The following is a 22,538-nucleotide window of genomic DNA, read 5'->3' as shown; positions in this document are numbered from 1 at the left end:
CTTATCTACCACTTCGCCACATGTTCCTCAATGCAGCCTAACATTTGTTGAATTGTTAATATTTTTCCATCAGGCAATGCAATTGTTCCGTGATAATAGCCTACGAGCTGATGTACCTCAGACGTAACCAATTTTACGTCTGTTTTTGCTATTCGCTCAAAAAAAGGTGTAAATGTTAAATTTACTTGATTGCTTGACTTAGAATGGATTGCCCACGGCTGCATAAAATTAGCGCGATTATATGTAAAGGCTACATCCTCACCGATTTTTGTCATTTTACCATCAATGAAAATTGCGTTTTCTGTCATTCCTGTTCCATCTGTCCATTGACCGCCGAAATTCAGCCCAATACGTCTTCCTCGAATGCGTTGTGAAGCCATTCCCCAATTCCATGTTGCTTTCCGCGGCCACACACCGCGTCCGTAATCAAGCACTGCAAAGCATTCCTCTGTATTGAAAGAATAGCTCCGTTGACCGATTTGAACTGTACCAGAAGTAGGTAATGTATGATGTTTGGCAGTAAATTGGAAAACTTGTCTGCTCCAGGGGATGACAACATTCAATGATTCATCATGCTGAGGATGTTGAATCGTTAAGTCTGCCTGCAAATGTTCATTATCAAAGTCAGGTATAGAAACTGAGAGCTGTGTTGTGCCATTGTTATAAGTAAAGCGAATATTTAGCTCGTCATGTACAAATTGCACAGATTCCAGTACTTGTGTTGGCATTTTTACACTAGTACCAAGCGGAACTGTTATTGTTTTTTCAAAATAGCGCTGTGTTTCATATTCTAAAAAATAGACAAAACAAACAGCCGCATAATCTAAATGGCTTATTGTAGCTGAAAATAATATATCTTCACCGTAAACACACCAGTAATTCCACTTTTTCTTCCGTAAATAATGACCTGTAACATTACAATCAATCAATGGTCTTCTTGCAAAACCAATTGCAGCAGGATTCAAATTTCCCTTTTTATCACACAATGGTGTTGGAACCGTCACTTCACGCTCTGCAATTAGCCTCATAAAAATCATCCCCCTCGCATAATGCTATTACAGAATAGTGTAACAAAACATGAGCGAATATGGGAGCTTTAGACACGATGAATGAAAAAATATGTAAATAGGGGGAGAAACGATGCGCTATAATCGTGAGCAAGCGGTCGCTTATGCAAGGATGTGGTGGAATGGGCGTAACCCCGCCTTTCCTTCATTTCAAGATGATTGTACAAATTTTGTATCACAATGTTTATATGCTGGGGGTGCACCGATGAGAGGCGCACCTAATCAATCAACAGGCTGGTGGATGCTACCTGAGCAAGGAATATGGAGTTTTAGTTGGTCTGTAGCTCATTCATTGCGTTGGTATTTAGAAACATCAAAAGAGGGGCTTACTGCAACACGTGTCTATTCACCTACAGAGCTTGAAATTGGAGATGTCATAGCCTACGATTTTTCCGGAGATAGCCGCATTGATCATACGACAATTGTCACGAGCATCCAAGGTGGTATTCCATATGTTCACGCGCACACATCAAATAGTGCAGATAGACCATATCATTATCGAGATTCAACAGCAGCTACTCCTAATATGCGTTACTATTACTTTCATATAGCAGATGTATTTTCGTGATGAAAGCTTTATAATTGAGAAGGAGCATCAATTGTAGAAGGGGAGATAGCATAATGACAAAAGCATTAACAGTACGAGAAGCCATTACAACTCGTCGTTCAATAAAAAAATTTAACGGGCAGCCTGTGAAGCGCGAAGATTTACTAAGCATCATTGGTGATGCGGCTTGGGCGCCAAACCATGGTACACGGGAACCTTGGCGTTTAGTAGTTGCATGCGAAGAACAATTACCAAAACTACATGAGCTTTTGCGTGACTTAGCGATACCAAAATGGCAAGAGCTGTCTGAAGAAATGTTAGTTGCACAAATGCAGAAATTCACTTTACCAGGTGGCTATGCATTTATGATTGTGCCTGAAGATGCGCGTCAAAAAGAGCGCTTAGAGGATTATGCTGCAGCCGCAAGCTTTTTGCAAAATATGCAGCTACTTGCATGGGATAAAGGCATCGGCTCATGCTGGAAAACGCCAGGCTTTTTAGATATGCCTAAATTCCGCGAAGCATTAAATGTAAAAGCGGGTGAACGCGTTATCGCTATGCTGCAATTAGGCTATTTTGATGAGCTGCCAAAGGCGAAGGAACGTAAGCCGGCTACTGATATTGTCACTATTTTTGGGGAATAAAAGAAAAAGACTGTCCAGAAAGTGCATTATTTTCTGGGCAGTTATTTTTTAAATTTTACTTATCCACTTCAATCCGATTTAAAAAGTTTTCAAAGTGTACAAAATGTATTCCGATTCCCCTTAAATTACTAAATACAACACAATAGGTAAGGAAATAACACTAATTGCTGTTGTCACAAGTGTTGTAAACGATACGAGGTCAGGTTCTGTATCGTATTTAAGCGCAAGCATCGTTGTATTAGCTGCCGAGGGCATTGCCGCTTGTATAATAAATACAGTTTTTGCCAAATCATTTAAAGGTAAAAATGATAAAATGAATGCGGCTATGATAGGTGAGGCAATCATACGTATAATACTTGCCTCTACAACGAAGCGATATGTTACCTTTTTACGTGAAATAACTGCGAGCTGCATTCCTAGTACAAGCATAATAATAGGAATTGTCGCTTCTGCTACAAGGTTAAGTGCATCTTGAAAAGGAGCGGATAGCTCTAAGCCAATATAATGGCAGAGCATGCCTAGTATTGCAGCATACAACACAGGCATACGAATGACACTCTGTAATGCTTGCTTATGTCCCCCACCCCCATGTCCTCCAAGTGCTGCAAAGAAAATCCCAAGCGTATTCATTAACAGAGAATGCAACACCATAATAATAACCGCGTAATCAAAGCCTGCTGGGCCAAGTGCAAATAGTACAACAGGTGCCCCGTAATTTCCGCTATTCATAAAAACGCTACTTAAGATGAGTGCGGAGCTTTCAGATTGGTTCGCCCGCGATAGTTTTGCAACGATGTATGTAATTACTAATAATGAAAAGCTTAATGCAAGTGCAGCTAGCATCATATACACATAGTCCAGTGTTATATCGTTTGTGAAAAATGTCCTAAATGCTAGGCAGGGGGACAGTATGTATAGCGACATCGCAGAAATCGACTTAATATCAAATCCGATAAACTTTTGAGCGATAAAGCCAATCGAAAAAATGACGAGTGCAGGCAAAATAATAAGAAATAAAGTCATTGCTCCTTCTCCTTCGATTTTTGAAAATCACATCCAGATTTTATCTCGCATAAATGGGCAGTAAGCCTCTCACTTCGATACTTGAGTAAAAATCGGCTTAAGGGTAAGTGTGAGATGAACTGCCCGTATAAGCCTGATTGAAGTTTCACTTTATTCTAATTCGCAAGAGAGACCTTTTTGAACGAAATAATGCTTTCATTATTGCACTTTCTCAAAAGAAGTAAAAATAAAAAATTGACAAATATTTTTTTGTCATTTATGGTTATATACATAAGTGTATAACCATATTACTGTAGAGGGTGGTGAAATATTTGAATCATCTATTTGATAAAGATAAACCGATTTACCAACAAATTCGTGAAAAAATTGAGGACCAAATTGTCAATGGTCAGCTACTAGAAGAAGAACAAGCACCTTCCACAAATCAGCTTGTTAGCTTTTACAAAATTAATCATGCGACCGTTTCAAAGGGAATTAATCAATTGGTGGAGGAAGGTATTCTTTATAAAAAGCGCGGAATCGGCATGTTTGTTGCAGCAGAAGCGAGGGAGAAGCTAATGAAAAAAAGAAAAGAAGCATTTGTTGACCAGTACGTGGTGGCTCTTATCCAAGAGGCAAATAAGCTTGAAATAAGTGAGCAGGAAATTATTGAGTTAATCAAACAAGTGAAGGAGCGTGAAAGCGAATGATGAAGATGAAAGCGGAAAATATCGGCTTAGATTACGGACAGCATACAGCATTACAAAATATTTCGTTTCAGCTAGAGGGCAATAAAATATATGGTCTATTAGGTAGGAATGGCGCTGGAAAAACGTCGTTGTTGAGTATTATTGCATCTTTTCAGGAGCAAACAACCGGCACATTAACCGTTTTAGAGCAAGCTCCATTTGAAAACGCTGAAATAATGCAGCAAGTAGTTTTTGCTTACAATAAAGACTACAAAGAAGAATCTGACCAAGTAAAAAATTTACTAGCGGGTATTGCAAAATATCGTCCTAATTTTGATATGGAATATGCACAGCATTTACTAGCACGTTTTAAAATACCACAGGATAAAAAAATTAAACAATTATCAAAAGGAATGCAAGCAGCAGTTGATGCCGTAATAGGCTTAGCAAGCAATGCACCAGTGACGATTTTTGATGAGATTTATGCAGGGATGGATGCACCAACTCGAACAATTTTTTATGAGGAGCTATTAAAATCTCAGGAGCGATTCCCAAGAATGATACTAATGTCTACGCATCTTGTTTCAGAAATGGAATATCTATTTGATGAAGTACTGATTTTACACAAAGGTACAATGATTTTGCATGAAGCATATGAGGAGCTTATTTCTAAAGGTGTAACAGTGACAGGGCGAGTGGAAGACGTAGAGGTATTCGTTCAACCAATGCGTCAACTCAATACACAGCAGCTAGGTGGTACGAAGGCTGTTATGGTCTATGGTGATTTATCAGAGCAGCAATATAAAGAAGCGGCAAGGCGAGGGCTAGAAATCGGCCCGATTGCCTTACAAGACTTGTTTATTTATTTGACAGAGGAAGGAAATGATTAATATGCAAAAATCCAGCTCCGTGAAGGTTGCACTAGATATGTTTTTGACACAGATGACTTGGGCATCGGGCTATTTATTTGTTATGTTGCTCATTTTTTCAGTAAGAGCTGTGGCATCTTTTATAGGTAATATGGAGGCAAATAATTTTATTACAAAAATGATTAAAACGCTAGCGAATGAAGGGGGAATGGATAGTTTTTCAACCTTAATCTTTTATTCCTCTAATATTTTCATGTTCGTTATCGGAATTATCGCAGCATATGGCTTCCTTCAATATTTCGTCAGCAATGGTGTAACGCGCAAAAATTATTTTATCGGAGCAGCCATTGGTTCATTTGGGGTAGCTGTAGTAATTCCGATTATTATAAAAATAATTTTAATGATTGAAGTCGTTGTAACGAAAATACTACCACTACAATTTGCAGATAGTACAAAAATAATGAAGGCTGATGATGAAATCATTGGTCAGGTAATACAAAATATTTTGTTTTCCCCGTTTATTGATATGACGAATGGCGGCATTAGCGCGATGGTTATTTTTGCTTTAAATATATTTTGTTATTATGTAGCAGGGTGGTTTATCAGTGTTAGCTTTTACCGTTTGGGCACGACACTAGGGCTTCTTTCAATTCCACTAGTAATTGTTCTATTTTTGCTATATGACGAATTGATGAGTATTGCATTGGGATTACCTGTAGCTAACTTGCTGCCATCAATAGATACAATTCCAAGTGTGCTTGCATTTGCGCTAGCTATTGCAATTGTAGTCGCTATGTTAGTAATGATTCGTCTGTTTACTAAAAAAGTAGCGGTTAAACTATGAAGATGTTAGACTATTTAATAAATTCGCATCAAATGGGTGTGTTAGAAAAGTAGTCCATCGTGCTATCTTTCAAACAATGCTTGCTGCTTATTGGAATGTAATTTATTTAGAGAAATGAATGCAGGTGTTATAAGATTGAAAACACTTGATTCACGTCTTTGTTTTCACATGAAAGCGAAGAAGCAAAACTGTATCAGAGAGAATGCTGACTTTCTAGGCAGCCCAGATGAGAAAATTTACTTTACTAAGTTTAGGGGATAGTTTTATGACAAAAACAACATTTGCATTAATTGGTACAGGTATTGTAGGAGAGCGCATTATTAATCAAATTTTAGCGCATCCAAATTGCGAAATTGCGGCAATTTTCGACGGAAATCAAGAACGTTTGCAGGAAATTGCTGAGAAATATAGTATTCCTGCTGTTACAACATTAGAGGATTTATTAGCGACACGCCCAGATTGGGTATATATTGGGACGCCACCGGTTAGCCATGCGCCACTTGCGAAGAAAATTGCAGCACAGGGATTAAATATTCTTTCTGAAAAACCGCTGGCACATGATGCACAGGGTGGTCTAGAAATGGTGCAAGTAGCAAGTGAAGCAGATGTGCATACAGCGATGCATTTCCCATTAATGTATAGCCCAGCAGTACATCAATTAAAGCAAACTTTAGCTAATAAGGAGCTAGGAGAAGTTGTGCGTGTCGAGCTTCACACATATTTCCCAGAGTGGCCAAGGAAATGGCAGCAAAATCCTTGGATTGCATCACGGGAGCAAGGTGGCTTTATTCGTGAGGTATTCCCACACTACTTACAATTAATGCATCATTTATTTGGAGATATTGAGATTTTATCACATCAAACAACATACCCTGCCGACGTGAGTTTATGCGAAACAGGTGTATCCGCTTTAGCAAAAACGAAAAGCGGCCTACCTGTTGTGCTAAATGGTTTATCTGGCATCGGACAAGAGGAGCGCATAGAATTTAAAGTATTCGGTACGGGAAAGGTAATGACATTGCGCAACTGGTCTGAGCTGTGGCTAAGTGCAGCATATGAAGAAGCACAAAAAATAGCACCAAGTGTGCAACCAGCAGCATTGTTGGATGCTTGCCGAGCACAACTCCAAGGCGAGGATGCATTAATTGTATCGTTTGAAGAAGGCTTAAAAGTACAACGTTGGATTGATGAGCTGCTGAAATAGGATAGAACTGTCCCAAAAGCCGTGCGGTTGCCGGCTTTTGGGCAGTAGTGATGAAATTCTTTTCAAGCTGTAGTTCGATTTAAAGGGGATGCGTTTGAAAAAATGGAGAGAGCTTGCTTGAAAATCAAAAAGAAGGCGAATGGATAATTGCTTTACAACGTGAAAAAGCACTAAAGGAGTTGGTGCTACAAGCCGCAGTTCGGCGAGGTTTTCATAAATTTAAAGATGAGTTGATACGGCTGTTGGCAGGATATGCAATTAGAAGAACAGCATTATTTACTGCATGACTTTCAAACAAATGCCCATCAAATAGATAGCATCTTCCTTTGTGATAAGTTTATTTTGCTAGTGGAAATTAAAAATATTGCAGGGCGCGTTGATTTTGACGAGGCGCGTTATCAATTCACTCGAAAGCTTGAGGATGGCACAGTCCATGGCTTCCGCAATCTACTGGACCAAGTGCGGTGCCATCAAAGAATGCTGCGAGCGGTAGTTCGCAATTTACCTGTATTATATGCGATTGTTTTTTCCCATCCGAAAACCATCATTGGCCATATCCCAAAAGGAGAGCCGATCTTCCATTGTAGCGGGCTAGAATTCCACATTAGAAAGCTCCTCGCACACCATAACACCGCACAATTAACCTCAACAGAGCTCCAAAACTTAACTACGAAATTAATGCAAATGCATACAATTAAAAAACCCCAGTTACAAATTGAGCAAACAAAAATCCGTACAGGTGTGCTTTGCGTACAGTGTCAGGCCTATGTGCAAATGCATTATCATTACGGAGTTGTCCGAAAAGTTCATTTTGTTTTGTCACCGCATTGAAATCAATGTTTTCATCGCTTCACTTTTACTCAAAAATAACACTGCTAAAGCCAATGTTCATCCCATTTTTAAAAGAGGCGTTTTCTGTTTATATGTATCAACATTTTATGAAATATCATCACTGCTGTCCAAAATGCCGGCTATGCACAGCTTTTTGGACAGCCCCCAAGTATCACTACAAAGATAATGGCATCTTAGTAGGTGAATGGATTCCAAATGAGGAGTTTCGGGCGTTTGTAGGTGTAGATTCCGCGGATAGTGCGAAGCGTTTATTACTAAAACTTGATTTCCCGTATGTTGGCGCAAATAAGGGAAGAAAATATCAGATTATTTTAGACAGTTAGGGAAAGTCACTGATATATCCGACATATGCGAAAAATACCATTTTATGTATCGAATTATGACGGTTCTCCGAAAAAACAGCTAGTACCATAGCGCATAGTGCCTACTATAAGGTATACTAATAAATAGTGACTATAAAGAGGGGTAGCAGAGGGTAAATTATTATGCAAAAGCAATCTACTATAAATTTATGGGCACAGGCTGTTAAGACGGGCATCATTAAGTCGAATTTGATTCCGATGTTTGCTGGACTTATGCTTGCGCTTTATACGTACGAACTAAATTTTGTCGAAAACATCCCAAATATTATTTTGGCGATAGTGGGTTCAGCATTTGTTATTGCGGCAGCAGGCATTTTCAATAATTTATATGATCGTGATATAGATGAGATTATGCCTCGTACAAAAACAAGGCCTACTGTAACTGGAGAGCTTAGCACGCGGACAGTGTTAATTGTTGGAATTATTTTTTTTGTTTTAGGGTTAATAGCGTTGGCTTTCACAACGGCACTTGCGATGTTTTTAGGTTTTCTAGGTGTGTTCTTTTATGTTGTGCCTTATACAATGTGGACGAAGCGTCGTACAATTTGGAATACTGAGGTTGGCAGTATTTCAGGAGCAATGCCGCCATTAATTGGCTGGGCGGCTGTAGGACCAGATATTTGGCATCCTGCTTGTTGGGCATTGTTTATTATTATGGTTATTTGGCAAATGCCGCATTTTTATGCAATTGCTATTCGTAAGCGTGATGATTATGCTGCTGCCAATATTCCAATGTTGCCTGTGGCAAAAGGGCAGCGTAGAACATATATCCAAACGAATATTTATTTAGTTGTACTTATTTTCACAAGCTTTTTATTCCTTCCATTAAGCTTAGGGTTAACGCTTGTATCCCTAGTTCTTGGCGGCATTTGGTTATGGCTAAGCTTTGTTGGCTATCGCAAAATGGAGGGGAGAACGTGGGCAAATAAAATGTTTGCCTACTCATTAATTCATATGACAGTATTATTTGCTACAGTAATTATTTATTCATCTGTCGGATTGATTTTACAAGCATTATAAAAAGGTCTGCCTAATCAGGCAGACCTTTTCTTATAGCTTTAACCCTGCAACCTCGTGTAAATAATCGCCTAATACGCGGAGACCATTATCGAAGTTTTCTAAATGGAAATGTTCGTTTGGTGCATGGAAGTTTTCGTTCGAAAGACCGAAGCCCATTAATACGACAGGTAAACCTAAAATTTCATCGAAGGCTGCTACGATTGGAATTGAACCGCCCCCACGTGTATAAGCAGTCGGCACTTTATAAACCTTTTCATAAGAGCGACCTGCTGCTTGGATAACTGGATGGTCGAATGGTGTTAAGTATGGTTTTCCTTTATCGAATTCAGAAATAGTTACTTCGACACCAGCAGGCTTATGCTTTTCAATATGTGTCTTTAATAGTGCAACGATTTCTTCAGGGTCTTGGTTTGGTACTAGACGACATGTGATTTTTGCGCCCGCTTCAGCAGGTAGCACTGTTTTAATTCCTTCGCCAGAGAATCCACCGAATACACCATTAATTTCTAATGTTGGGCGTGACCAAGTTTGCTCTAAATAAGAATAGCCCGCCTCACCGAATAGCTCCTTCACCTGTAGCTCTTCTTTTAGCTCGTCCTCATTAAAGTTTAAGTCACGATAAGCTTGGCGCTCTTCCTCAGACAATGGAAGGACTTTGTCGTAGAAGCCTTCAACTTGAATTGTTCCGTGCTCATCACGGAACGATGCTAAAATCGCTGTTAGTGCATGGATAGCATTTTGCACACCGCCACCATAAAGACCAGAGTGTAAGTCACCCTTTGCTCCGCGCACATCAATTTGTACTCCTGTTAAGCCACGCAAACCGTAGCAAACAGCAGGCTTACCTTTTGCATAAAGGCCTGTATCAGAAATTAAAATTAAATCAGCAGCTAATTTTTCTTTATTATCCTCTGTATATTTCGGAAGAGAGGGGCTACCAATTTCCTCCTCACCCTCATAAATAAATTTCACGTTTACTGGAAGTGTACCTTCAGTGGCAAATAATGCCTCAATCATTTTCAAGTGCATAAATACTTGGCCTTTATCATCAGATGAGCCACGTGCAAATAATTTATTATCACGAATTGCTGGCTCGAAAGGCGGCGTTTCCCATAAATGCAATGGGTCTACAGGCTGCACATCATAGTGACCGTAGAACAAAATCGTTGGTTTATCCTCTGCATGCAACCACTCACCGTACACAACAGGGTGTCCCGCAGTTTCTTCCACTGCTACATTATCAATATTTAACGATTTCAAATGGTCTGCTAGCCAATTTGCTGCATTTCTCATATCCACTTTATGATCTGATAATGCTGAAATACTTGGGATACGTAAAAATTCATCCAACTCTGCTAAATGACGCTCACGATGCTCTGCAAAATAAGCATCTAATTTCTCTAAATGACTCATAAAAAGAAAGCCTCCTTTTATTTCGAATATGGAAATAGTATAGCATAAGGAGGCTAGAAAGTATTAATATATCAGCGTAATGAAGGGATATATCTTTTTCTTATCTTTCGCAAAGCTAAACCAATTGCTAAGTACAATAATGTCGTCACAATCCCTGCTGTTGGTGAGACGAAAAATTCCTTGTTCTGTGCAATTGAAATGTAACCGTCTAGCATCAATGGATTAATTAGGGCATCCTCTGTGGCATGCATAAGAACAAGTGGCCAAATACTTCGTGTTATTAAATAAATTTCTGTATACATAATTGTCCAGACAATCATTGTTACAATACCGATAATGGCAAAGACCAACCGATTAACGGGGAGTACACTCGCAATATCACTATCTGATAAAAATACAAGGAAGTAAGGGATATGCCATGCCCCCCAAACGACTCCAACTGTAACATAAAGCCAGAAATCATTTAGTTTAAATTGAAGCAGTTTACTCGTTAAATAACCTCTCCAAACAGATTCCTCAAAAATATTTTTTATAAATTGAATGAAAAATACACTAACGAAAGCAGAACTAATAGCTTGAAAATTGAAATTGGAAAAATCCATCCATCCAGTTAGATAGCCAAATGATAATAAAAGAAATGTTGTAATGGGGTAAATTAGAAATGCTACAAGATACCATTTCGCATTACCTTTTAAATTTAGTGCAAGCCCCATATCTCTCCAGCCATCACCTGCAAATGCTCGTAAAAAAATCGTAGTAAGCAAAGGTAAAACTAGCCAAATACCCATTCCAAGTGTGTTGCCATTAGGTTGCTCAGGTATAAAATGGTCAATTATCACACCGAGCCAGCCACATAGTAAAGCAATTACAACAAAAATAATGATATTTCTTTTCGTTTGCATTTTTTTTACCTCCTAATAATATCGATAATCCACTCTGCATCAGGACAAGGGGCGTTGGGATGTAAGGCGATATGCTGTGCTATGCCTTGTAAGGAATTCCAAAAGGCGATAGCTAGCGCTTGTGGGTTACCATCCTTTATTTCATTTAAACGTTGACCTTCCTCAATAAGTGAAATACTTTTGGTAATTAATTTATCTGCTTCAGCCAGCATTTCTTTGATGTCTGATGGCAAAGAATCTAAATGCTGTGCGTTTTCCATTAAGACAAACATTTTAGCTGCAAAAGGGTTAGCGCTAATTGTTTGGAAAATGTCCTCAGCAACATATTGAAAAGTTCTTAATGGAGATACCGCTGCGGCATGTAGCTCCATTTTCAATTTTTCACTTCCAATTCGAATTAAAGCTTCATATAATTTTTCTTTTGATTCGAAATAATAGAAGAGCAATCCCATACTCATATTGGCGGCTTTGGCAATATCAGCGATTTTTGTTTCTCCATAGCCTTTACGAATAAATAAATCTAAGGCTGTTTGTAAAATAAGCTGCCGTCTTTGTTCTTTTTGTTGTTGTCTAGTGTTCATATTGATAACCTCTTTATTAAATTTATTTTCATTGAATATATATTCAATGAAATGGACGCAAATTCCTCCTTTGAAGGAATAAAATTTTTAAAAAAGGGTATAAGGATTTTTGAATAGAGGTATAACTTGACGAAGAAGGCATACATAATTTGTAGGTGACATGGAAGCTTACATGATTGTAAGGAAATTGAAAGTAAATCCGATAGAGCGTAAGGAACATTTTTGCGAAAATGAGGTTAATGAAGCAGAATGAACGGAGGCAATAACTAATGAATGAAATGTTAACGAAAGTTTATGACGAATATAATCGCTATATATACCATCTTTGCTTAAAGCTTACACGCAACACAATAGAGGCGGAAGATTTAATGCAAGAAGTATGGGTAAAGGTAGTACGCTATGAAGCAACGATTGAACAAGTTGACCATGTCAAAGCATGGCTAACAACAATTACAATGAATACATTCCGCGACCGCTATCGCAAAAATGTAAGACGTAGTAAGTATATGATGAACCAACCTGAACAATTAGACGTTCCGATTTTAGATTTGGTTCCCAATAATGAGGTTTCAACAGAGGAGCAAGTCGAGAAAGTGGAAATCACAAAGATTGTGCAAGAGAAAATGCACGAGCTTGATGCTATTTATCAAAAAACATTATGGTATTTCTATGTAGACCAATATTCATTAGCTGAAATCTCGGCATTAATGAAGGTATCCATTGGTACTGTTAAATCGCGCCTATTCCGCGCGAAAGCACGCTTAAAAGAAATGCTATTAGCAGATCATAAACTAGTAGATGTCGTCCTACCTGCTTAAAGGGTAGGGCGATTTTTTAACTTGGGTTTTGAGACGAACGTGGAATAAATTCGAAAAAACATGGAATAAACTCTGGAAAACATGGAATAAATCCTGAAAAACGTAGAATAAATAAGGCGATTCAATCAAATAGAGCACGTTGCTGTGAGATAGCAGCACACAAAAGCGTCCAAAAAGCCGGCAATGGCGCGGCATTTTGGACGCTTTGTTATTTAAAATTTGCGCATTTGATAAAGATACGGCGTAAGCTTTCGATTTCTTCCTCTGATAGCATGCCGAAAAGTTGATGGATTAAGGTGTTTACTTGTTCGCGCGATTGATTTAATACATCTCTGCCAGATGCTGTAATCGTAATTTGCGAGGCGCGGCGATCGTTTTCGTTTTGTGCTTTTTCGATAAAGCCAGATTTTAAAAGCTTTGTTGTTAATACGGTAACGCCACCTGTTGTTACTTTTAAATGTTCGGCAATAGCAGAGGGGCGCTTTGGCCCTTCATTTGCTAAAAAATCTAAAATTAAAATATGTGATTTGGAAAAGCCAAGTTCATTTAAGCTATTCCATTCATTTGCAATTCTACGTTCTAAGGCAGCTACTGCTTCGAAAAGTGGTGTTAAATGCTCATGTTTATAATCACCCATGTTTGTCATCTCCAAATTTTCTTTCATACAAAAAAAGGCGACTTATTCAACCGCCAATTTTTGCAAAGCATTCAGCTCAAACGCACGTACTTTACGTGGGATGAAGCGACGAATATCCATTTCATTATAACCAACTTGAATGCGTTTTTCATCGAGTAAAATAGGACTACGCAGCATACGTGGGTATTTTTGAATTAATGCATAGAGCTCCTGAATTGAAAGTTGCTCGATATCAATATCAAGATTTTTGAAATCGTTCGAGTTTGTTGCAATAATTTCATCTGTTCCATCTTCAGTCATACTTAAAATATTTTTAAACTCAGCTAATGTTAGCGGCTGAGAAGTGATGCGTTTCTCATTATATGAAATATTGTTTTCGTTTAACCATTTAAGTGCTTTTCGTGATGAGGAACAGCTTGATTGCGTGTAAATTGTTACTGACATAATGAATTCCTCTCTTCCTTTACATTGGTAACTTACTTGTAAGGTAATTACTTATATTTATATCTTACAACTAAGTTAATTGTAATGCAATAATTTTTTTTATTTTTTAAAATTACGTCACAGCTAACTTTTATTCAAATTCTCCCCGAGTAAGCAAGGAAAAATTTTGAGAAAAATGGCTGTTTATTTGTATATTCCGCAATGGTAGAATATATGCCTTTGATTACCTAATTAATGTATACCCGCTTTGTTACTAATATATACGTCAAAAAGATAAAAAAGTTTCATAGAATATGAAAAAAATAAGAGAGGATATGGGGAAAGGGGATGTATAGAGGCGTTTATCAATATAGTTCAATATAAATTCAAAAGCATGGTGCTAGATTCACTGTTTACAGCTTTTTAATAAAAAACGAAACGTCCGAAAGGCATTGCTTTTCGGACGCCTTAGCTTGTTTTATTCTTCTTCTAATTCAATTGTACGGCCTGTTGTAAACCAGTCCTGTACATTCCAAACTTTTGTGGCAAGACCTTCATAAAAATCTGGCTCATGTGATACGAGAACGATTGTGCCTTTGAATTCCTTCATTGCACGCTTTAATTCCTCTTTAGCATCTACATCTAAATGATTCGTTGGCTCGTCAAAGATTAACCAGTTGGCTTCGTTCATCATCAGCTTGCAAAGGCGAACCTTTGCTTGCTCGCCCCCTGATAATGAGTTAAGTGGGCGTGTAATATGCTCTGTTTTTAAGCCTGCGCGGGCAAGAGCTGCACGTACTTGTGCTTGCTCCATTGATGGAAAGGCATTCCACACATCGTCAATGGGTGTTATTTTTTCAGCCTTTACCTCCTGCTCAAAGTAGGAAGGGTATAAATAGTCACCACGAATAACTTTACCGCCAAGTGGATTAATTTTACCTAGCATCGTTTTTAATAGAGTAGATTTTCCGACACCGTTCATTCCAACAAGCGCGATTTTTTCCCCACGCTCAATCTGGAATGTGAGTGGCGGTAGTAACGGCTTGTCATAGCCGATTAGTAAGCTTTCTGCTTCTACTACATAACGGCTAGAGGAACGTGCCTCCTTAAAGCCGAATTCCGGCTTCACTGCCGTTTCAGGACGGTCAATGCGCTCAAGGCGATCAAGCTGCTTGGCACGCGATTTTGCACGACCAGTTGTTGAGTAGCGTGCCTTGTTTTTAGCGATAAAATCCTCTTGTTTTTTAATGAATTCTTGCTGCTTTTCATACGCTTCAATATGCTGCCGCTTATTAATTTCAGCAAGCTCTAAAAACTTCTCATAGGTTGCTGTATAGCGATTCATTTTTGAAAATTCTAAATGGAAAATAACATCGACAACCTCGTTCATAAACTCTGTATCATGTGAAATTAATAAAAAGGCATATGGATAGCTCTTTAAATAGTTTTTCAGCCAAGAAACATGTTCTTCATCCAAATAGTTTGTCGGCTCGTCTAGCAATAATACTTTTGGTTTTTCTAAAAGTAGCTTTGCTAGTAACACCTTTGTGCGTTGACCACCAGAAAGTGCAGCAACATCACGCTCTAAGCCGATTGCATCTAGACCAAGTCCGCGAGCAACCTCTTCCACTTTCATATCTAATGTATAAAAATCACCTGCATCAAGCGCATCTTGGACCTCTGCCATGTCTTCTAATAATTTTTCTAGCTCCTCAGGCGTAGCCTCGCCCATTTTAGCTGCGATTTCGTTGAGTTCTTCCTCTTTTTTATAAAGTGGTAAAAAAGCATCCTGCAGTACATCGCGCATTGTGCGTCCAGCCGTTAATACGGCATGCTGGTCTAAGTAGCCATAGTGTGTGCCAGGCAACCATTCTACTTTTCCTGTATCATGAATTTGCTGACCTGTAATGATGCCCATTAATGTAGATTTACCTACACCATTTGCACCGACAAGACCAATGTGGTCGCCCTCTACGATGCGGAATGATACATCTTTAAAAAGTGTGCGGTCACCAAATGAATGACCTAAGTTTTCAACTGTTAGTATTGCCATATCGTTTCCCCCGATAGTTAATGTGAGTTTTAATAATATGAATGAAGAAAAAAACTCGCGGGTTTTATAACGCCGCGAGCTGCTTATTCAATTCTGCAAGTCGTGCTTCCATATTTTCTAGACGTGTTAATGCTTGTTTAACGGAATCCTCATGACCTAATGATTCAAGCTTCTCCATATCACCTTGTAAATTAACATAATCCATTTTTAGTTCGGCAATTTGTTGCTGTATTTGAGCTTTTGTTAGCATGGATATTAACCTACCTTCAATATTTGCTATCGTAAATTATAGCATAGAAAAAGCACTATACTCAAATGTGGATAATTTCATGACGTGCGTATGCTAAATCGAGTAGAAGCTGCTTTAATGCTTCATTACTTGTGCGTAAATCGAGTGTGCGCTGCTTATAAATTGCACGTTCACATCGTGCCTCATGTAAGACAAATTCCATCACTGCGTTTTGGATTGTTGATTGCTTCATTTTGCGTCCAAGACCTAAATGAACGAAGCCATTATGCTCGCGATTTAAGTTATTCGATAGCTCGCGTTCATTTTGTGCCGCTGTAATGCATGGAATGCCAATTGTGGCAACTTTATAAGGTGTGTAATTAGCGTTGCAAATAACAATATCCGCAGTAGGAAGCAGCGATAAAAGTGCGTTTGGATGTTGGTGAATGGAAGTGTGGCGACGGCTCAGTACCATCATTTGTAAATCTTCTACGGAATGACGGTAGTTTTCATCGATAGCGACAGAAATTTTTAGTGGAATGTGTAGCTGTGTTAAATGGCGTAGTGTGCGATAAGTCAAATTGTTCTCATCGCCATCCTCAAATGCAATGACGATATGTGGTAAGTCATTTTTTAGCTTGTCCTCAAAGGAGATTTGTAATAGCTCACTCGGTGTCGCAAAGGCAAAGTTGCCAACTAGCATATTGGCTGGAATCATCTCCTGTGTTTCCTCGCGCAACGCAACGATATGGCAGTCAGCAAGCTCTGCTCCTTCGCCACGATCATCAAAATGCACAAGCGTATGGCAATGAGCTTTGAGCAACTGCACCTGCTCTACAGTAGAATCATTGCCATCATAAATAATTAAATCAAAATGCTGCTGTGCTAGTTTATTTGCAAGCTCATTATAATTTTTAAAAATGGTAGGGGAGCTATTTAACAGCTCTAAAAGATGACTTTCATTGCCCTTTAGAAAAATCGAAATATGCTCTGCTGCTAGCAAGTCATGCATAATAGCTACTCGTTCAAATGGGTAATAGCCTTTCCACTCACTATATTCTAAAATGAAGGCGATGTTTTTTTGTTGTTCATTTTGCATAGCTTATCCATCCTTTCTCGTTTCTACATAAAATATGGTGAAATTTCCTGAAGTATGTGTGAAAATTAAAAGAATAGGAGAAAAAGAGGGGGAGAACTTATGGGGATGCGCTCAGCTATCGTTGTAGGTGCGACAGGACTAGTCGGCTCAGAGCTTGTAAAACAATTATGTGAAAGTGATGAATATGTAGCGGTGACAGTTATTGCGCGTAGAGCGTTAAACTACTCGCACCCCAAATTAGTTGTGAAAGTACGCGCATTTGAAGAGCTTGCGGAAAGTGATATGGAATTTGCGCATGAAATCTTTTGCTGCTTAGGCACAACGATAAAAAAAGCTGGCTCGCGTGAAGTATTTGAGAAGATTGATGTTGAATACCCTGTACAAATTGCAGCACTTGCAAAAAATCGTGGCATCCAACATATGCTTGTCATATCAGCAATGGGCGCGAATGAAAAATCCTTTGCATACTATAATCGAGTGAAGGGCAAAATGGAAAAAGAGCTGATTGAGATTGAGTTACCTCAACTTTCAATTATCCGTCCATCACTGTTAGTAGGCAATCGCTCGGAGTTTCGCCTAGGTGAAAAAATAGGGGAAGCTGCATTAGCAGTGCTAAATCCAATATTAATAGGTCCTCTAAAGAAGTATCGCTCTATTGCGGCAAAGCAGGTAGCACTTGCCATGATGGTTATTGCACTACAGGGCAAAAAATTGAAAGTAGCAATCTACCCATCAAATGAGCTTGCACAAATGGTGATGCCTGAACCAGAGAAGGAACTAGAAATAAAGCGTGAGGATGTGTTCAATTGGGACAAGCTTAAATCGAATGAGCTAGAACCATTAAATGAGGAGCTTACATTCGACAAATCTAAAATGGAAAAATACAAGGTGAAGCAGGATACGCCAAAAGACTGAAATTATGTTTTTCCAAATCAGTACCCTGTTCGACAACGTTTGCATCTGCTACAATAGGTGACGTAGTAAATACCGATTTGTTAACAAGGAATAGCGGAGGTTGGAAAATGAAAATTTTACTCGTTGACGGTACAGTCTTTGGTCGCAAAACAGGCGCCGTTCTGCAACAAGTTGAAAAATATATTCAGGAATATAACAAAGACTTAAAGCTAGAGCTGTTGTATTTCTCAGACTTAAAGCACCAAATTTTAGATGGTAGCCCTCTAAATGAGGATATGCAAATGATGATTAAGAAATTTGAGGAAGCAGATGGCTATGTTATCGCATCTCCAATTTTCCAAGCATCTATCCCGGGCGTATTGAAAAATGCTTTTGATATGATTAGTCCAAAAGCAATGCGCTACAAGCCAGTCGCAATGATTGCTAACGGTGGCACATATCAGCATCATTTAGTAATCGAAAATCAACTCAAGCCAATTTTAGATTATTTCCGATGTCTAGTGACACCGAACTATGTTTATACACACGCAGACCATTTTGATGCAGACAATAATATTATTGATAACGATGTGCACAATCGCCTTCGAGAGCTTGCACGCGTTTTCGTTCAATATTGTGAAATGAGCAAAGGCTTATGCAAGGAGCCGGTAGATACACCATAATTAAGCAATAAAGGAGGCTGTCCAAAAAGCCATGCATAGCCGGCATTTTGGACAGTAGCGATGATGTTTCATAAAATATTGATTCATATAAACAGAAAATTCCTCTTTTAAAATTGTGATGAACATTGGCTTTAGCAGTGTACTCCTTCAGTAAAAGTGAAGCGATGAATACATTGATTTCAATGTGATGTCAAAACAAAATGGACTTTTCGGACAACTCCTTCGTTTACAGACTAAATATTCACTAAAACCAATTTGTACAATACGAGATTACAAAAAAAGCGTCCCAAAATAGCTTTTGGACGCCTTTTTTGTGTTGAAAATTAGCATATAAAAAGCTGTATTTTAGGATTTTACAACCGATTAAGAAAGGGGAGGATGGAATGATTGTGTTGAACGATGCTATAGTTACTACTTTTGAAGCTATCTCAAAAGCCAAGCTTTCCTCATCAGTCAAAAATACACTTTACGCTTATTTTAAATTCAAAAAAAAGCTGCAAATTCAGTGTTTTTGCTGTTCTTCAAGAACCCTCTTACTATTTTAACGTCCCCTTCAAATTCTGTTTTCACATAGCAACTACGCTAAAGTGATGAAAAGGGGGGAATAATGAGTAAAATTGAAGCAATTGTATTAAATGAAGAGGATGCAAAAATTACTGAGGTCTATGGGGCGAATCGATTAGAGTTAGTTTCCGCTATTAATGCGGGGGGATTAACGCCAAGCTATGGGACAATCAAGCAGGTTGTGAAGAGTGTTCAAATTCCTATTTTTTAGAAAAATATTAAAGTGCAAAGGAATTTACCCGATATAGATGATGAAGTAGAGGAGGTTGGAAAATGAATAAAAAACTATTTTTTACTTTGGGGGCAGTGCCTATCGTGATGATAGCACCTACTATTGCATATGGTGAAGAAATACAAACTGTATCGCTTACAGGAGATAAAATTGTTAATGCAACATTGAAGGCGACAATTGAAAACCTACCTGCCAAATCGATTGTTAAGGGCTACCAATGGTATTATGCAGAAAGTGTGGTTGGTGAAAATTCAAGCGGCTCTACATATAAGCCGATAATCGGTGCCACAACAGCGGCACTAAAAGTACCAGTAGAGGCGGCTGGACGCTCTATTTTTGTAGAGGCGACGACAACAGAGGGAATTAAATATAAAAGCGAGTCTGTCAAAATTAATGAGCTGCAGCTAGAGATTACAGCACCGAGGCTAAATGATTACGCTGTACCGGGCGAAACGATAAAAGCTTCAGGGGCAAGTGTAACAGATGCTATGGGAGCAAAGCTTGAAAGTGGGCAAATTACATACAGCTATCAATGGTTTTACAAGGTCGGAGAATCATTTACGATTATTGATGGCGCAACAAACAGCACCTATACAATTGCAAAAGATGCACTTGATAAAGATGTACAGCATCTTATCGTGAGGGTAAAGGCGAAGGTAGGAAGCGCTGTTATCGAGTCTGATATTTCAAACACACTAACGATTTCCAATGAATCCGTAGATTCAATGATTGCTGAAATCCAAGAGATTTTTGTTAATGATTATAAATATAATTTTACATCACTCTCATCATTCAAAGCGGATGTAACTTCTTTAGAGAGTAAATATCAAGCGTTATCAGCAGCCGCAAAAGAGAATATAACAAACTATTCGGCGCTAAAACGCGCATTAGCAGATGTAGAGACGATTGAGAAGCTATATGAAAAAGTAAATAAAGTAGATGAAATTGAAGAAAAAGACAAGGCGAAATATATACAAGATATTGAGGAAGCTTACAATAAGTTAGATTTATTACAGCGAAGCCTTGATCCACAAGAAGCTCTATATACAGATATTAAAAACTTACTCGATAACCGTACGAACGAGGAATTTAAAGAAGTAAGAAAAATTAATGAAGCAATCCAAGCCTTATTAGTATACGAAGCATCTTACGTAAAGTACAATGCGGCAGATGTTATGAGCTTGCAAGCGATGATTGATACCCTTGATAAAGATATTGCTGCATTATCACAAAACGCACAGGCTGCTGTGCGTAACCAAGCCATTTTACAAGACGCAAAGCAGGATATTAAAAAAGTGCAGCAATTTATAAAGTCATTCGATAAATTATCATTAAAGGATACGCCAAATAAGCAAGTAACGACTGCAAAATCAATTCGCACAGCCTATGAGAAGCTAACATATAGGCAAGCACAGTTAGTAACAGACGAATGGATGGCTTTATTATGGCATGCAGAAAGCGCGGAGGAGCAGCAAATTGCACAATTAAATAGTGAAATTGCAGACTATGTAGGAAACCTTGGTAGCCGTTATCTAATAAATCCTTCAAGCACTTCGTGGCAAAGCCATGTTAACAATGTTGACCGCCTTGTTGCTGAATATAAAGGATTAACGAAAAATTCAACTACACAAATTATCGGATACAGTCAGCTAGTAACGCTGCAAAAGGATTTGAAAACAGCACTGAAAGTGATTCAAAGCATTGATGCCTACCAAAAGCTTTCAGAAACAAAAGGTGTGGCGAGTAATAAGCTCCAATCGACTTATACGAGCGCATTAAAGGCATATAATAAATTAACAAGCTTACAGCAATCACTTGTATATAATGCCGATGAATTTTTGAAAAATGCTCCAACAGCATCTGTTGACCCAGGTAAACAAGAGCCTACCGATAAGGCTGCAGCTGACAAGCTCGTTTCTGATATTGATAAGCTTGCAAATATTAAAAATTACACATTTGCAACATTTGAAGATGCGGTGAATTCAGCATCAACGATTTATAAAAACTTATCCTCAAGTGCGCGTAAGTATGTGACAAACTATTCTATTTTAACGGCTGCTAGCAAGGACCTTTCTGGTGCCAAATCATTCCACAAAAAGGTGCAGGCTGCAAGAGAAGAAACTGACGTGAAAAAGCAGTCTAAAAAAATCGAGTCAGTTCAAAAAGCATATGACAAGCTCCCTGCTAACCAACAATATTTAGCAAAGCAGCAATATGAGGACCTATTAGCAAATCGCTTAGTTGATAAAAATGCACCAAACTTGGCGCAATTAAATAATGACATTGCCGCAATAATAGTAAACGATATGTATATCATATCAGTTGAAAAAATCAATGAATTATCGACACAATACAATAAATTAAGTGCTGCTGATAAAAAAACAGTAACCAACTATCCTATTTTAAAAGCAGCTGTATCGGATGCTAAAAAAGCAACAACATTTATAGCACAATACGAAAAATCATTTGCTTCGAATCCGAGCACTGTCATTAAAGCTTTTTCAAAGCTCACAACGAAGCAAGCAAGTCTAGTGAGTCCAGCAATTCGACAAGCAATCATTACCAAGGAAAAAGAGCTCCAATCCTCCGAGGTCGTAGTTACATTAATCGAATCAATTGATGGGCTACTTATCAAAGGCGAATACATCGCCAATCTAGAGACTAAAGTAAAAGAGCTACGCACAATTTACGATAGCTTAAACGCCAGCGACAAAAAAACAATCAAAAACTACAAAAAGCTAACAGAAGCAGAAAGTGACTTGAAAAAGGTTGCAGATGTACATGCACTATATGTACCAGCAAATGGCGATGAACAGAAACGAAAAGCCTGGAAAACTGCCTACAGCAAGCTATCCAAACGACTAGAACTGCTATATAAACAAACACATCCAAGTGATGTATAAATTAAAA

25 protein-coding genes are annotated in these 22,538 nt (G+C 38.4%); 15 read left to right on the top strand and 10 right to left on the bottom strand.

Annotated features, from left to right (window positions below; translation table 11 throughout):
- Nucleotides 1-5: 5 nt before the first annotated feature.
- Nucleotides 6-1,028, bottom strand: coding sequence for a DUF2804 domain-containing protein (locus tag MHH70_RS09485; RefSeq protein WP_342471362.1), 1,023 nt, complete (start codon nt 1,026-1,028; stop codon nt 6-8).
- 112 nt (nt 1,029-1,140) lie between these two features.
- Between MHH70_RS09485 and MHH70_RS09480 the strand changes: the two genes are divergently transcribed.
- Nucleotides 1,141-1,635, top strand: a complete 495-nt coding sequence (locus MHH70_RS09480) for an amidase domain-containing protein (RefSeq protein ID WP_066167904.1) — start codon at nt 1,141-1,143, stop codon at nt 1,633-1,635.
- A 50-nt stretch (nt 1,636-1,685) separates the two neighbouring features.
- Nucleotides 1,686-2,258: a nitroreductase gene (locus tag MHH70_RS09475; protein WP_342473184.1), complete on the top strand. Its 573-nt coding sequence runs from the start codon at nt 1,686-1,688 to the stop codon at nt 2,256-2,258.
- A gap of 120 nt (nt 2,259-2,378) precedes the next feature.
- Here the strand turns inward: MHH70_RS09475 and MHH70_RS09470 are convergent, their stop codons facing one another.
- Nucleotides 2,379-3,281: an AEC family transporter gene (locus MHH70_RS09470; protein WP_342471361.1), complete on the bottom strand. Its 903-nt coding sequence runs from the start codon at nt 3,279-3,281 to the stop codon at nt 2,379-2,381.
- A gap of 311 nt (nt 3,282-3,592) precedes the next feature.
- Here MHH70_RS09470 and MHH70_RS09465 point away from each other — a divergent pair, with 311 nt between their 5' ends.
- The 8 genes from MHH70_RS09465 (at nt 3,593) to cyoE (ending at nt 9,100) form a co-directional block, all read left to right on the top strand.
- On the top strand, nt 3,593-3,970 hold the full coding sequence (locus MHH70_RS09465; RefSeq protein ID WP_066167912.1) for a GntR family transcriptional regulator: 378 nt from the start codon (nt 3,593-3,595) through the stop codon (nt 3,968-3,970).
- Nucleotides 3,967-4,839 (top strand): ABC transporter ATP-binding protein, encoded by an 873-nt coding sequence (locus tag MHH70_RS09460; RefSeq protein ID WP_342471360.1) that lies wholly within the window; start codon nt 3,967-3,969, stop codon nt 4,837-4,839. Before MHH70_RS09465 ends, MHH70_RS09460 begins: the two co-directional genes overlap by 4 nt.
- Nucleotides 4,832-5,662 (top strand): hypothetical protein, encoded by an 831-nt coding sequence (locus tag MHH70_RS09455; RefSeq protein ID WP_342471359.1) that lies wholly within the window; start codon nt 4,832-4,834, stop codon nt 5,660-5,662. Before MHH70_RS09460 ends, MHH70_RS09455 begins: the two co-directional genes overlap by 8 nt.
- Nucleotides 5,663-5,927: 265 nt before the next feature.
- The gene (locus MHH70_RS09450) at nt 5,928-6,866 is read left to right on the top strand and encodes a Gfo/Idh/MocA family oxidoreductase (protein ID WP_342471358.1); all 939 of its coding nucleotides are present in this window, start codon (nt 5,928-5,930) and stop codon (nt 6,864-6,866) included.
- Between the two features lie 113 nt (nt 6,867-6,979).
- Nucleotides 6,980-7,153, top strand: a complete 174-nt coding sequence (locus tag MHH70_RS09445) for a hypothetical protein (protein ID WP_161485095.1) — start codon at nt 6,980-6,982, stop codon at nt 7,151-7,153.
- On the top strand, nt 7,119-7,697 hold the full coding sequence (locus MHH70_RS09440; protein WP_342471357.1) for a nuclease-related domain-containing protein: 579 nt from the start codon (nt 7,119-7,121) through the stop codon (nt 7,695-7,697). The genes MHH70_RS09445 and MHH70_RS09440 overlap by 35 nt, the downstream gene beginning before the upstream one ends.
- A 92-nt stretch (nt 7,698-7,789) precedes the next feature.
- Nucleotides 7,790-8,041, top strand: coding sequence for a hypothetical protein (locus MHH70_RS09435; protein ID WP_342471356.1), 252 nt, complete (start codon nt 7,790-7,792; stop codon nt 8,039-8,041).
- Between the two features lie 162 nt (nt 8,042-8,203).
- Complete coding sequence (cyoE, locus tag MHH70_RS09430) at nt 8,204-9,100, top strand: heme o synthase (RefSeq protein ID WP_066167927.1); 897 nt, start codon at nt 8,204-8,206, stop codon at nt 9,098-9,100.
- A gap of 30 nt (nt 9,101-9,130) precedes the next feature.
- Here the strand turns inward: cyoE and MHH70_RS09425 are convergent, their stop codons facing one another.
- The 3 genes from MHH70_RS09425 to MHH70_RS09415 all read right to left on the bottom strand — a co-directional run bounded on the left by MHH70_RS09425 (nt 9,131) and on the right by MHH70_RS09415 (nt 11,996).
- Nucleotides 9,131-10,513, bottom strand: coding sequence for a dipeptidase (locus MHH70_RS09425; protein ID WP_342471355.1), 1,383 nt, complete (start codon nt 10,511-10,513; stop codon nt 9,131-9,133).
- Between the two features lie 71 nt (nt 10,514-10,584).
- Nucleotides 10,585-11,415 carry a CPBP family intramembrane glutamic endopeptidase gene (locus tag MHH70_RS09420; protein ID WP_066167940.1) on the bottom strand — a complete coding sequence of 277 codons (831 nt, stop codon included), beginning with the start codon at nt 11,413-11,415 and terminating at the stop codon, nt 10,585-10,587.
- A 5-nt stretch (nt 11,416-11,420) separates the two neighbouring features.
- The gene (locus tag MHH70_RS09415) at nt 11,421-11,996 is read right to left on the bottom strand and encodes a TetR/AcrR family transcriptional regulator (protein WP_066167943.1); all 576 of its coding nucleotides are present in this window, start codon (nt 11,994-11,996) and stop codon (nt 11,421-11,423) included.
- Between the two features lie 269 nt (nt 11,997-12,265).
- On the opposite strand from MHH70_RS09415, the gene MHH70_RS09410 reads away from it, so the two are divergent.
- Nucleotides 12,266-12,814: an RNA polymerase sigma factor gene (locus MHH70_RS09410; protein WP_066167946.1), complete on the top strand. Its 549-nt coding sequence runs from the start codon at nt 12,266-12,268 to the stop codon at nt 12,812-12,814.
- Nucleotides 12,815-13,022: 208 nt separating this feature from the next.
- Here MHH70_RS09410 and MHH70_RS09405 read toward each other — a convergent pair whose 3' ends face one another.
- The 5 genes from MHH70_RS09405 to MHH70_RS09385 all read right to left on the bottom strand — a co-directional run bounded on the left by MHH70_RS09405 (nt 13,023) and on the right by MHH70_RS09385 (nt 17,255).
- Entirely contained in the window at nt 13,023-13,451 is a 429-nt protein-coding gene (locus tag MHH70_RS09405; RefSeq protein ID WP_066167949.1) for a MarR family transcriptional regulator, read from the bottom strand.
- 42 nt (nt 13,452-13,493) lie between these two features.
- Nucleotides 13,494-13,895, bottom strand: a complete 402-nt coding sequence (spx, locus tag MHH70_RS09400) for a transcriptional regulator Spx (RefSeq protein ID WP_066167952.1) — start codon at nt 13,893-13,895, stop codon at nt 13,494-13,496.
- Between the two features lie 457 nt (nt 13,896-14,352).
- Entirely contained in the window at nt 14,353-15,927 is a 1,575-nt protein-coding gene (locus MHH70_RS09395) for an ABC-F family ATP-binding cassette domain-containing protein (RefSeq protein WP_107941966.1), read from the bottom strand.
- Between the two features lie 64 nt (nt 15,928-15,991).
- Nucleotides 15,992-16,177: an SE1832 family protein gene (locus MHH70_RS09390; protein ID WP_066167958.1), complete on the bottom strand. Its 186-nt coding sequence runs from the start codon at nt 16,175-16,177 to the stop codon at nt 15,992-15,994.
- Nucleotides 16,178-16,238: 61 nt separating this feature from the next.
- On the bottom strand, nt 16,239-17,255 hold the full coding sequence (locus MHH70_RS09385) for a CMP-N-acetylneuraminic acid synthetase (RefSeq protein ID WP_342471354.1): 1,017 nt from the start codon (nt 17,253-17,255) through the stop codon (nt 16,239-16,241).
- A gap of 99 nt (nt 17,256-17,354) precedes the next feature.
- On the opposite strand from MHH70_RS09385, the gene MHH70_RS09380 reads away from it, so the two are divergent.
- From MHH70_RS09380 to MHH70_RS09365, 4 genes are all read left to right on the top strand, one after another.
- Nucleotides 17,355-18,170, top strand: a complete 816-nt coding sequence (locus MHH70_RS09380) for an NAD(P)H-binding protein (RefSeq protein WP_342471353.1) — start codon at nt 17,355-17,357, stop codon at nt 18,168-18,170.
- Between the two features lie 107 nt (nt 18,171-18,277).
- Nucleotides 18,278-18,832, top strand: a complete 555-nt coding sequence (locus MHH70_RS09375) for an NADPH-dependent FMN reductase (RefSeq protein WP_066167966.1) — start codon at nt 18,278-18,280, stop codon at nt 18,830-18,832.
- Between the two features lie 607 nt (nt 18,833-19,439).
- Nucleotides 19,440-19,607 (top strand): copper homeostasis protein CutC, encoded by a 168-nt coding sequence (locus MHH70_RS09370; RefSeq protein WP_342471352.1) that lies wholly within the window; start codon nt 19,440-19,442, stop codon nt 19,605-19,607.
- Nucleotides 19,608-19,669: 62 nt separating this feature from the next.
- Complete coding sequence (locus MHH70_RS09365) at nt 19,670-22,531, top strand: hypothetical protein (protein WP_342471351.1); 2,862 nt, start codon at nt 19,670-19,672, stop codon at nt 22,529-22,531.
- Nucleotides 22,532-22,538 lie beyond the last annotated feature (7 nt).

The organism is Metasolibacillus sp. FSL H7-0170 (assembly GCF_038593115.1).
GTDB lineage: Bacteria > Bacillota > Bacilli > Bacillales_A > Planococcaceae > Metasolibacillus > Metasolibacillus fluoroglycofenilyticus.
This window is presented reverse-complemented; position numbering and strand designations above follow the sequence as displayed.

Excerpts from the sequence above, each read along its gene's own strand:
- spx (WP_066167952.1), bottom strand. The coding sequence starts at position 13,895 with ATGTCAGTAACAATTTACACGCAATCAAGCTGTTCCTCATCACGAAAA.
- MHH70_RS09410 (WP_066167946.1), top strand. The coding sequence starts at position 12,266 with ATGAATGAAATGTTAACGAAAGTTTATGACGAATATAATCGCTATATA.
- MHH70_RS09480 (WP_066167904.1), top strand. The coding sequence starts at position 1,141 with ATGCGCTATAATCGTGAGCAAGCGGTCGCTTATGCAAGGATGTGGTGG.
- MHH70_RS09420 (WP_066167940.1), bottom strand. The coding sequence starts at position 11,415 with ATGCAAACGAAAAGAAATATCATTATTTTTGTTGTAATTGCTTTACTA.
- MHH70_RS09415 (WP_066167943.1), bottom strand. The coding sequence starts at position 11,996 with ATGAACACTAGACAACAACAAAAAGAACAAAGACGGCAGCTTATTTTA.
- MHH70_RS09450 (WP_342471358.1), top strand. The coding sequence starts at position 5,928 with ATGACAAAAACAACATTTGCATTAATTGGTACAGGTATTGTAGGAGAG.
- MHH70_RS09470 (WP_342471361.1), bottom strand. The coding sequence starts at position 3,281 with ATGACTTTATTTCTTATTATTTTGCCTGCACTCGTCATTTTTTCGATT.
- MHH70_RS09375 (WP_066167966.1), top strand. The coding sequence starts at position 18,278 with ATGAAAATTTTACTCGTTGACGGTACAGTCTTTGGTCGCAAAACAGGC.
- MHH70_RS09485 (WP_342471362.1), bottom strand. The coding sequence starts at position 1,028 with ATGAGGCTAATTGCAGAGCGTGAAGTGACGGTTCCAACACCATTGTGT.
- MHH70_RS09460 (WP_342471360.1), top strand. The coding sequence starts at position 3,967 with ATGATGAAGATGAAAGCGGAAAATATCGGCTTAGATTACGGACAGCAT.
- MHH70_RS09435 (WP_342471356.1), top strand. The coding sequence starts at position 7,790 with ATGTATCAACATTTTATGAAATATCATCACTGCTGTCCAAAATGCCGG.
- MHH70_RS09380 (WP_342471353.1), top strand. The coding sequence starts at position 17,355 with ATGGGGATGCGCTCAGCTATCGTTGTAGGTGCGACAGGACTAGTCGGC.
- MHH70_RS09385 (WP_342471354.1), bottom strand. The coding sequence starts at position 17,255 with ATGCAAAATGAACAACAAAAAAACATCGCCTTCATTTTAGAATATAGT.
- MHH70_RS09395 (WP_107941966.1), bottom strand. The coding sequence starts at position 15,927 with ATGGCAATACTAACAGTTGAAAACTTAGGTCATTCATTTGGTGACCGC.
- MHH70_RS09370 (WP_342471352.1), top strand. The coding sequence starts at position 19,440 with ATGAGTAAAATTGAAGCAATTGTATTAAATGAAGAGGATGCAAAAATT.
- cyoE (WP_066167927.1), top strand. The coding sequence starts at position 8,204 with ATGCAAAAGCAATCTACTATAAATTTATGGGCACAGGCTGTTAAGACG.
- MHH70_RS09455 (WP_342471359.1), top strand. The coding sequence starts at position 4,832 with ATGATTAATATGCAAAAATCCAGCTCCGTGAAGGTTGCACTAGATATG.
- MHH70_RS09365 (WP_342471351.1), top strand. The coding sequence starts at position 19,670 with ATGAATAAAAAACTATTTTTTACTTTGGGGGCAGTGCCTATCGTGATG.
- MHH70_RS09405 (WP_066167949.1), bottom strand. The coding sequence starts at position 13,451 with ATGGGTGATTATAAACATGAGCATTTAACACCACTTTTCGAAGCAGTA.
- MHH70_RS09425 (WP_342471355.1), bottom strand. The coding sequence starts at position 10,513 with ATGAGTCATTTAGAGAAATTAGATGCTTATTTTGCAGAGCATCGTGAG.
- MHH70_RS09440 (WP_342471357.1), top strand. The coding sequence starts at position 7,119 with ATGCAATTAGAAGAACAGCATTATTTACTGCATGACTTTCAAACAAAT.
- MHH70_RS09390 (WP_066167958.1), bottom strand. The coding sequence starts at position 16,177 with ATGCTAACAAAAGCTCAAATACAGCAACAAATTGCCGAACTAAAAATG.